The organism is Streptomyces sp. NPDC039465 (assembly GCF_055639315.1).
Genome location: NZ_JBVKAP010000008.1, coordinates 327,467 through 337,697 on the forward strand (window position 1 = coordinate 327,467; position 10,231 = coordinate 337,697).

Here is a 10,231-nt window from a genome sequence, read left to right on the forward strand (position 1 = left end):
CCCGCGCTCACACGGGGCTCACACGGGCGGGGGTACCAGCGGCAGCGGATCGGACGGCTCCAGATCCGGGTCGTCGACGAGGAAGGTCCGCACCCGCCCCGGCGGCGACCCCGGCTCCTCGAACCGCACCGTCACCCGCCCCACCCCGCTGCCCTGCACCCATCCGGGCCCGTACACCGCGTGCCGTACGTCCCGCCCTGCCGGCCAGTGCCGCTCGGCCGGGACCGCGGCCGCTTCCGGCTCGGCCGTACGCTCGTCCTCCGCGGTCTGGGCCGGCTCGCCCTCCGCCGGTTCCCGTAGCTCGTCGGCGGCCTGCGCGAAGAGGTCCTCCTGGGTGTAGTCGGCCAGACCGCTCACACCCACACCCAGCAGCCGCACCCCGCCCGTGGTGTCGACGGCCTCCAGGAGCCGCCCGGCGGCCTCGCGGACGACCGCGGGGGCGTCGGTCGGCCCACGCAGCGTCTCCGAGCGGGTCAGCGTCGAGAAGTCGTAGCGCCGCACCTTCAGCACGATCGTCCGCCCGGAGTGCCCTGAGGCACGCAGCCGCTCCACACACCGGTCGGCCAGCCGCTCCACCTCGATCCGGATCCGCACCCGGTCGTGCAGGTCCGTGTCGAACGTGTCCTCCACGGAGACCGACTTCGCGTCCCGCTCGGCCACCACGGGCCGGTCGTCGTGCCCCAGGGCCATCCTGGCCAGCGCCGCCCCGTGCGCCCGCCCCAGCAGCCGTACGAGCTCGTCCTCGCCGGCCTCCGCCAGATCGGCGACCGTCGTCATCCCGGCCCGCCGCAGATGCTCCCCGGTCGCGGGCCCCACCCCGGGCAGGATCCGCACCGACTTCGGCCCGAGCAGCTCCCGCTCCGTGCCCGGCTCGATCAGCACGAGTCCGTCCGGCTTCGCCTCCTCCGAGGCGATCTTGGCGAGCATCTTCGAACCGGCCAGACCCACCGAGCCGGTCAGCCCCGTGGTGCCGAGAATGTCCCTGCGCAGCCGCTCACCGGCCTCCCGCGCCGTGGCCGAGTCATATGCCGCGCCACCCGCTTCCAGGTCCACGAAGGCCTCGTCCAGGCTCAGCGGCTCGACCAGCGGGGACAGCCGGGCGAGCAGCGCCATGACCTGGTCGCTGACCGAGCGGTACAGCGAGAAGCGCGGCACCAGATACGCGGCGTTCGGCGCGAGCCGCCGGGCCTGCGCCATCGGCATGGCCGAGTGCACCCCGAACCGTCTCGCCTCGTACGACGCCGTCGCCACCACACCCCGCGGCCCGAGGCCGCCGACGACCACCGGTTTTCCGCGCAGACTGGGCTTCGCCGCCTGCTCGGCGGCGGCGAAGAAGGCATCCATGTCCAGATGCAGGATCGTCGGCGCGGCTCTCACACCTCAGATGCTGCCTTACGGCACTGACAGTGGACCCGTACTTCTGTGCGAAACGCGGGCGGGAGCTCTGAAGACCGGAGTCTCAGACCGCCCTGTCCCGGCGGCGCCGCGCCAGTTCGTCGGCCGGATTGTGGCCGACCAGTGTCTCGCCGGTGTCGACGCGCTCCCCGTGCAGCTGCGACAGCGCGGCCTCCACGTCCCGCCACACGACGCCCACGGCGATCCCGAAGACCCCCTGCCCGCCCTGGAGGAGGTCCACCACCTCGTCCGGCGATGAGCACTCATAGACGGTGGCGCCGTCGCTCATCAGCGTCATCCGCTCCAGATCGCGAAAGCCCCGCGCGCGCAGATGCTGCACGGCCGCGCGGATGTTCTGGAGCGCGACCCCGGTGTCGAGGAACCGCTTGACGATCTTGAGGACGACGACGTCGCGGAAGCTGTACAGCCGCTGCGTTCCCGAGCCGTAAGCGGGGCGCACACTCGGCTCGACGAGCCCCGTACGCGCCCAGTAGTCCAACTGCCGGTAGGTGATCCCAGCCGCCGCGCAGGCGGTCGGCCCCCGGTATCCGATGGTGTCGGTGGTGGTGTCGGCCGCACTCACGTGAGCCGCACTCGCCGCACTTCCGTGAAGCGGATACGGCCCGCTCTCCACCGGACTCCGTCCGGGGAGACCCCCTGCCGTACCGTCGCCGCTGCTCATCACGCCGACCCTCCGTCCTTGACCTGCCCACACGAAGGTAGGCAGTCACTCGGGGTGCGTCAACGATCGCCACACTCGGCACGCCGAGTGATAATCACCCTGAGAGTGGTTTCCCGTGTCTCTCTCCGGGGAACGGCTACTCGAATGCCCTGGGGCCATCCTGAGCAGCGCGGCGGGTCGAAGGCCCGGTCATTGACTGCTGGTTCCGAAGTCCTCCGGCGAGATCTGGTCGAGGAACTCGCGGAACTTCTCCACCTCGTCCTCCTGCTCGTCGGGGATCGCGATACCCGCGTCGTCCAGCACCCCGTCACTGCCGAAGATCGGCGTTCCGGTGCGCAGGGCGAGCGCTATGGCGTCGGAGGGCCGGGCACTGACCTCGACCCCACTGGCGAAGACCAGCTCCGCGTAGAAGACCCCTTCACGCAGGTCCGTGATGCGGACCTCGGTGAGCTCCTGGCCCACGGCCTCCAGCACGTCCTTGAACAGGTCGTGGGTCAGAGGCCTGGCAGGGGCCATGCCCTGCTGGGCGAAGGCGATCGCGGTCGCCTCACCCGGTCCGATCCAGATGGGGAGGTACCGATCGCCTCCCACTTCACGCAGGAGCACGATCGGTTGGTTGGAGGGCATTTCCACCCGGACACCCACAACGTCGAGCTCGTTCACACAGCAACCCTAGGACGTGCTCGACCGGTTTGGGTAGTCGGGCTCCCCCAAGATCACTGGAAGCGGACTCCGAGCGCGGTTTGTACCAAGGCCGAATGCAGCCGTACGGAGAGCCCCGCCAGCTCCTTCGCGGTGGCTTCCGCATGCGCCCTGGTCTGCGGATTGCGGTGCCGGCGCAGCGGTGCGACGATCTGTTCGACCAGCCCCGCCTCCCGGTCGGCGGCCGCTTTCATGGCGCGAAGATGCCGCGCTTCGAGACCGAATCTCCCCAGATCCGCGACAAGTTTGGCGACCGTCACGGTCTCGGCGTCGTACCCACCGTCCGGGTCCGGAGCGATGAGCCCGTACGACTCCCAGTCGGCGAGCTCCTCCTCGGTGACCTCGGCGGCCGCCAGGAGCTCGGCACGCCCCACGCGGGCGGCGGTCGGCCGCTGCGCCTCCTGGTCCCAGGGGACGTCCAGCGGCTCGCGCTGCGGCGCCTGGGCCGGCAGCTGCACCTGCTCCCCGCGCGCCAGCGCGTCCAGGTGCTCCCTGATGACCTTCAGGGGCAGATAGTGGTCCCGCTGCATCCGCAGGATCTGCGCCAGCCGCTCGACGTCCTGGGGGCTGAACTTGCGGTACCCCGAAGGGGTCCGCCGCGGCTCGACCAGGCCCTCGGCCTCCAGGAACCGGATCTTGGAGATCGTGACCTCGGGAAACTCGTCCCTGAGCTGGTTCAGCACCGTACCGATACTGACCAGCCGGTCACCCGCGGTGGCGGTGCCGTGGCCGGCACCGCCCGTCGGTGTTCGCAGCATGGACCTTCCTTAGGGGTCCCCCCGGAACGGAGTCCGGGGGTGGGTCACACGCCCCGCTGGCTCGGGTAGAAGACCAGCCGGTACTTGCCGATCTGAACCTCGTCACCGGTGGCGAGCAGCACGACCGAGTCGATCGGCTCACGGTTGACGTACGTGCCGTTCAGGCTGCCGACGTCCGCGACGGTGAAGGTGCCTTCCTGGGTACGGCGGAACTCCACATGACGCCGGGAGACCGTCACGTCGTCCAGGAAGATGTCGCTCTGCGGGTGACGGCCGGCCGTGGTCAGGTCACCGTCGAGCAGGAAGCGACTGCCCGAGTTCGGGCCGCGTCGCACCACGAGCAGCGCCGAACCGGGCGGCAGCGCGTCGACGGCCGCCTGGGCCTCCGGGGAGAGCGACGGCAGCGCGTGCTGACCGGTGGCCTCGGCCTCGTACGCCTCGAGACCCGAGATGGAGATGGTCGACGTCGTCTCGGACGCCCGCTCCGCCGGCGCCGTGCCGCGCAGCGGGGCGCCGCAGTGGGAGCAGAACCTGCTGTCCGCGGCGTTGCGGTGCCCGCACCTCGTACATACCGGCATGGACGAATCCTCCTGCCGCGGCTGCCCCGCGGGGGCCTGGGCTCCGTACGGACCGGGGGCAAACCCTCCACCCGCACTTGAGGTTGATGGTTCTCCGAAACCTATGCGTCCGGAAGCGGCAGGGTCAACAGACGACGCGCCCTGTCCGCCCGGATGGACACCGTCCTGGGCGACCTCGTCACGGAACAGGGGGCGTTCGCCACCCTGCTCCTCGCTCTGGGCATGGCGCGGGGCGCGGTGCTTGGCGGTGCTGCCGCCGTCCTCGCGTGCGCTCTTGCCGAACAACTTCGCAAACAACTTCACGGGCGATTCCCCTTGACCGAAACAGACCCGCCCGTGGGGCAGGACGAACCCTGAATGAACACACCTGCCGACCCGGACACCTTCACAACGTCCGTATCCTCCGGACAGTTTCCACCACGCGGCAGGCTGGTGGTGCGTCGACCCCCCGCAACGTCATGCCCTTGTCGCGCGACCCTCATGCACCCCCGCCTCACTGCGACGACGACCGAGCGTAGTCAGGCCGCTCCGCAGGTCGCAAGGCGTCCACAACGATCTTGTCGGAACGCCGCACCGTGGCCGTGGCCTGCTCCTTCTCCAGTGTCTGGACGACACCGCCGGGGATGTTGAGCGCGGGCTCCAGGTCCTCCGGCTTGCCGATGACCTTGAAGACGTATGGAGGGGACACCTTCGTTCCATCGACTTCTATCGGACTTCCGTCGCCTCCGGAGAAGTACGAGTCGGCGACCACTCTGACGTCGTTGACCTGGATCGCCTCGGCGCCGGCCGCGCGCAGCTCCTGGATGGCGTCGAGCAGCATGTCCGACTCGACCGCCCCGGCGCCGTCCGCGATGGTGAGGGTGATGCCGGGGCCCTGCGCGGCCACAGTGCCGGCCAGGATCCCGAGCTGGCGTTCCTTCTCGCGGGTCTGCTTACGGGCCTCCTCGGCCTGGTCTGAGCTGTTGTCCAGCTCCGCGCGCTGGTCCTCGAGGCGCGACTTCTCGTCCTCCAGGCGCTGGGTGCGGTCGTCCAGCTCGTCGAGGATCCGGACCAGGTCCTCCTGCCGGGCGCCCCGCAGCGCGCTGCTGTCGCTGGTGGAGCGGACCTGGATCGCCAGCCCCAGTCCGAGCACGAACAGCAGCACGGCGACGATCAGTTGGGCACGGGAGAAGCGGGGCGGCCACAGCCCGGCGGCCAGCCGCTGGCGGCCGGTCAGCGGCGCCGGAGCGGGCTCCGCGGGCTCCGGCTCACGGGCCGGCGCCGGCTCACGGACCGGCTCCTCCTTGCGGACCGGCTCCTCCTTGCGGGGAAGGCCGCTCTCGGGGACGTCGTTCTGCGGGGTCTCGTCGTTGCTCATCGGCCTCACGCCCGGAACACATGCCGCCGGATCGCGGCGGCGTTGGAGAAGATCCGGATACCGAGGACGACCACGACACCGGTGGACAGCTGGGCGCCCACGCCCAACTTGTCGCCGAGGAACACGATCAGCGCGGCCACGACCACGTTCGACAGGAAGGAGACCACGAAGACCTTGTCGACGAAGATCCCGTCGAGCATGGCCCGCAGACCGCCGAAGACCGCGTCGAGCGCGGCCACGACGGCGATCGGCAGATAGGGCTCGACCACCGCCGGCACCTCGGGCCGGACCAACAGTCCGACCACGACTCCCACGACGAGGCCCAGTACGGCGATCAAGATGTGCCCTTCCCTGTGTCGGCCGTGGCCTGCCCGCCGGACTTGCCGGCCCGGGCGTCCCTCGGCTCTGCTGTACGTACGATCAGGCTGGGCGCGGCCGGGAGACGCACCTCGTCCTGGGCGGAAATGCTGGTGCGGATACCGAAGTTCTCCTGCAGCGCGTGCAGGTACTGGCCGTCGGCGCTGTCCTGGAACGCGGTGCTCAGCTTCTTCCCGTCCCCCACCGCCAGCACGGTGTACGGCGGCACCAGCGGTTTGTTGTCGACCAGTATGGCGTCGCCCGCCGCCCGGATCGCCGACAGCGACGTCAGACGCTGCCCATTGATCGCGATCGCCTCGGCGCCGGACTGCCACAACCCGTTGACGACCCGCTGCATGTCCCGGTCCCGCACCCGGCCTGTGTCGGAGAAGCCGCTGCTCTCACGCGGTCCGCCGCCGCCCTGGTCGGTGTCCTTGGCGTCGTCCACGACCAGCTTGACCCCGGGCCCGCGCACCTCCGTGGCGCCGGAGAGCAGCGCGACGAGCTCGGCCTGGTCCCCGCCGTGCTCCTCCAGCGCCTTGCGCTGCCGCTCCCCCACCTCGCCGCGGAGCTTCTCCACATCCGCCGCCAGCTTGTCGGCCGCGGAGGTCTCCGCCTCGATACGGTCGATGAGCTCCTCGCGCTCCTTGGCGACGACCGGCGCCGACACCTGGGTCTGCGCGGCGGCGACGGTGACCACCAGCGCCGCCAGCACAAGACCGGCGGCGAGCGCCAGCTTGGCCCGGAGCGTGCGCGGAAGACCGCCCTCCGCCTGCCGTCGCGCCGTCGCCTCCGCGTACCCGTCGTCCAGGGCGTGGTCCATCACATTGGTCAGCAGCGACATGGACGCATCGGGACGCGGTGGCGGGGAGCCGGTGCTCCGAACGGGGGGCTGCTGCGACATGCCGCACATCGTCGCACGTCGCGCGGGCTACCGCCGAATGGCCCCACCGTTGTGCCGGGAGGCGCCCAAGGACACCTCCCGGCACATCCGTACCACCCGTCAGTGACCGGCGCTGTCCACCACGGCCGACCATTCGTCGAGCAGCGCCTGCGCGGAGGCGTCGTCCGGCCCCTCCGCCCACAGATGGGTGACGGCTTCCGCCGGGTCCGGCAGCACCATCACCCAGCGCCCGTCGGCCTCCACCACCCGTACACCGTCGGTGGTGTCCACATGACGATCACCGGCCGCCTCCACGACCCGGCGCATCACCAGGCCCTTGACGGCCCACGGGGTCGCAAGGTCCCTGCGCAGCACGTGCGCCCGCGGAATGCGCGCGTCGATCTGGCTGAGCGTGAGCTGGGTCCGCGCCACAAGCCCTATCAGCCGGACGAAGGCAGCGGTGCCGTCGAAGACACTGCTGAACTCCGGCACGATGAACCCGCCGCGGCCGTCGCCCCCGAAGATGGTCGACTCCTCCCGGCCGACCCGGGTCAGGTCGTCCGGCGAGGTGGTCGTCCACTCCACCTGCGTGCCGTGGTACGCCGCCACCTGCTCGGCGATCCTGGTGGTCGTCACCGGCAGCGCCACCCGGCCACTGCGCCGCTCGGCCGCGACCAGGTCGAGCAGGACCAGGAGCGAACGGTCGTCCTCGATGATCCGCCCCCGCTCGTCCACCAGCGAGAGCCGTTCGCCGACGGGGTCGAACCGCACTCCGAACGCGGCTCGCGCCGACGCCACGATCTCCCCGAGCCGCACGAGCCCGGCTCGCCGTGTCTCGGCGGACTCGGTGGGTCTCGACTCGTCCAGCCCCGGGTTGATCGTCAGCGAGTCGACCTGGAGCCGCCCGAGCAGACTGGGAAGAACAAGCCCCGCGCTGCCGTTGGAGGCGTCCACGACGACCTTGAGACCCGCGTCGGCGACGCCCGTGGTGTCCACGTTGCGCAGCAGGGATCCGGTGTACGAGTCGAAGACGCTGGACGGGAAGGACAGGTCACCGATCTCGCCGGGGAAGGCCCGCCGGTACTCCTGACGCGCGTACACCCGGTCCAGCTTGCGCTGACCGGCCTGCGACAGATCCGCGCCCCGCTCGTCGAAGAACATGATGTCCACGGAGTCCGGCACACCGGGCGACGTCCGGATCATGATCCCGCCGGCACTGCCCCGGGCCGTCTGCTGACGGGCCACGGGCAGCGGTACGTTCTCCAGGTCCCGTACGTCGATGGCGCTGGCCTGCAGCGCGGAGATCACGGCCCGCTTGAGGGCCCGCGCACCACGGGAGTGGTCACGGGCCGTGGTGACCGTGGCGCCCTTCTTGAGGGTGGTGGCGTACGCGCCGGCCAGCCGGACGGCCAGCTCGGGTGTGATCTCCACGTTGAGGATTCCGGAGACTCCGCGCGCGCCGAAGAGGTGGGCCTGCCCGCGTGACTCCCAGATCACCGAGGTGTTGACGAACGCACCGGCCTCGATGGTCTTGAACGGGTAGACCCGGACATTGCCCTGCACGATCGATTCTTCACCGACCAGGCATTCGTCACCGATGACGGCGCCGTCCTCGATCCGGGCGGCCCTCATGATGTCGGTGTTCTTGCCGATGACACAGCCTCGGAGATTGCTGTGTTCCCCGATGTAGACGTTGTCGTGGACGACGGCCCGGTGGAGGAAGGCGCCGGTCTTGACGACGACGTTCGATCCCACGACCGTGTGCTCGCGGATCTCCGCATCGGCTTCGATCTTGGCGTAGTCGCCGATGTAGAGCGGGCCGCGAAGCACGGCGTCGGGATGGACTTCCGCGCCTTCGGCCACCCAGACCCCCGGCGAGATCTCGAAGCCGTCCAGCTCGACCTGGACCTTTCCTTCGAGCACATCGGCCTGGGCCTTCACATAGCTCTCGTGGGTGCCGACGTCCTCCCAGTAGCCCTCGGCGACATAGCCGTAGATCGGCCGGCCTTCCTTCATGAGCTGAGGGAAGACGTCGCCGGACCAGTCGACGGGTACGTCGGGCTCGACGTACCGGAAGATCTCGGGCTCCATCACATAGATGCCGGTGTTCACCGTGTCCGAGAAGACCTGGCCCCAGGTCGGTTTCTCCAGGAAACGCTCGACCTTTCCCTCTTCGTCGACGATCGTGATGCCGAATTCCAGGGGATTGGGCACCCGGGTCAGGCATACGGTGACGAGGGCGCCTTTCTCCTTGTGGAAGGCGATGAGATCGGTGAGGTCGAAGTCGGTGAGGGCGTCGCCGGAGATGACGACGAACGCGTCGTCCTTGAGCGCCTCCTCGGCGTTCTTCACGCTTCCCGCGGTGCCGAGCGGTTTCTCCTCGTTCGCGTAGGTGAGCTCCATGCCGAGCTCTTCCCCGTCACCGAAGTAGTTCTTGACCAGCGAGGCGAGGAACTGCACGGTGACCACGGTCTCGGTGAGACCGTGCCGCTTGAGCAGACGTAGGACATGCTCCATGATCGGCCGATTGGCTACCGGCAGAAGTGGCTTGGGCATGCTCGATGTCATGGGGCGAAGCCGGGTTCCTTCGCCACCGGCCATCACGACGGCCTTCATGTCGGAAGCGTCCTCCTTGAAGAGACGACGGTCAGCCGACTTCACCCACCCGCACTGTGGCCCAAAACGTCTTGTCTCGTACTGGCGCCCTTGCTCAGCACGGGACGGGGCGGGCTCAATCGGCCGCGGTATCCGCCTTGACGAGTCGGCGGACCTGGACCACGTAGAGGATCCCTGCCCACCAATAGAGACTTGTACCCCATCCGGCGAAGGCCCACCCGAAAACTTCAGCGAGTGACGCCAGCCATGTGTCTCCGTCACTGAGAAGCAGCAGCGGGAACGCGTACATCAAGTTGAACGTGGCAGCTTTCCCGAGGAAGTTCACCTGCGGCGGCGGATAGCCGTGCCGGCGGAGGATTCCCACCATGACGAGAAGCATCAGCTCACGGGCCAAAAGCGCCACGGTCAGCCACAGGGGCAGGATCTCCCGCCAGGTCAGGCCGACGAGCGTGGAAAGGATGTAGAGCCGGTCGGCCGCGGGGTCGAGGAGCCGGCCCAGGCTGCTGATCTGGTTCCAGCGACGGGCGAGTTTGCCGTCGAGGTAGTCACTGACACCGCTGAGCATCAGGACGAGCAGTGCCCAGCCATCGCTGTTGGGCCCGCCGAAGACAGGACGGAGAATCAGCCACAGGAACAAGGGCACGCCCACCAGGCGAGCCATGCTCAGGATGTTGGGGATGGTGAGGACCCGGTCCGTCTGAACGCGAGTCTCCTGGACCTCCACCCGGGGGCCTCCTGTGGGAACGTGCCAATGATGCCCCTGACCTTACCTTCAGCAGCTGACGGCAGATGCACAGGGGTCCGGTTTGGTGGTGAACGCAGAAAAGCCCCGCACCATAAGGTGCGGGGCTTTCCCACAATGATTGTTCGGCGGCGTCCTACTCTCCCACAGGGTCCCCCCTG

10 protein-coding genes are annotated in these 10,231 nt (G+C 69.3%); all 10 read right to left on the reverse strand.

Translation table 11 applies throughout. The features are described from left to right. Positions 1-18: 18 nt before the first annotated feature. Positions 19-1,377: a DNA polymerase IV gene (locus ACZ7LT_RS26720; RefSeq protein WP_471238634.1), complete on the reverse strand. Its 1,359-nt coding sequence runs from the start codon at positions 1,375-1,377 to the stop codon at positions 19-21. Positions 1,378-1,459: 82 nt separating this feature from the next. Continuing rightward, complete coding sequence (locus ACZ7LT_RS26725; protein ID WP_471238635.1) at positions 1,460-2,077, reverse strand: MerR family transcriptional regulator; 618 nt, start codon at positions 2,075-2,077, stop codon at positions 1,460-1,462. Between the two features lie 189 nt (positions 2,078-2,266). Further along, the gene (locus ACZ7LT_RS26730) at positions 2,267-2,740 is read right to left on the reverse strand and encodes a bifunctional nuclease family protein (protein WP_028797289.1); all 474 of its coding nucleotides are present in this window, start codon (positions 2,738-2,740) and stop codon (positions 2,267-2,269) included. Positions 2,741-2,793: 53 nt separating this feature from the next. Then, a complete protein-coding gene (gene ftsR, locus ACZ7LT_RS26735; protein ID WP_471238636.1) occupies positions 2,794-3,537 on the reverse strand; it encodes a transcriptional regulator FtsR in 744 nt (247 codons plus the stop codon). 44 nt (positions 3,538-3,581) lie between these two features. Then, positions 3,582-4,526: an FHA domain-containing protein gene (locus ACZ7LT_RS26740; protein WP_471238660.1), complete on the reverse strand. Its 945-nt coding sequence runs from the start codon at positions 4,524-4,526 to the stop codon at positions 3,582-3,584. Between the two features lie 82 nt (positions 4,527-4,608). Then, entirely contained in the window at positions 4,609-5,472 is an 864-nt protein-coding gene (locus tag ACZ7LT_RS26745) for a DUF881 domain-containing protein (protein WP_471238637.1), read from the reverse strand. A gap of 5 nt (positions 5,473-5,477) precedes the next feature. Continuing rightward, positions 5,478-5,810, reverse strand: coding sequence for a small basic family protein (locus ACZ7LT_RS26750; RefSeq protein ID WP_003970459.1), 333 nt, complete (start codon positions 5,808-5,810; stop codon positions 5,478-5,480). Further along, positions 5,807-6,733 carry a DUF881 domain-containing protein gene (locus ACZ7LT_RS26755; protein ID WP_471238638.1) on the reverse strand — a complete coding sequence of 309 codons (927 nt, stop codon included), beginning with the start codon at positions 6,731-6,733 and terminating at the stop codon, positions 5,807-5,809. The genes ACZ7LT_RS26750 and ACZ7LT_RS26755 overlap by 4 nt, the downstream gene beginning before the upstream one ends. A 99-nt stretch (positions 6,734-6,832) precedes the next feature. Next, positions 6,833-9,328 carry a sugar phosphate nucleotidyltransferase gene (locus ACZ7LT_RS26760; RefSeq protein ID WP_471238639.1) on the reverse strand — a complete coding sequence of 832 codons (2,496 nt, stop codon included), beginning with the start codon at positions 9,326-9,328 and terminating at the stop codon, positions 6,833-6,835. Between the two features lie 115 nt (positions 9,329-9,443). After that, a complete protein-coding gene (locus ACZ7LT_RS26765; protein WP_019884693.1) occupies positions 9,444-10,052 on the reverse strand; it encodes a CDP-alcohol phosphatidyltransferase family protein in 609 nt (202 codons plus the stop codon). Positions 10,053-10,231 lie beyond the last annotated feature (179 nt).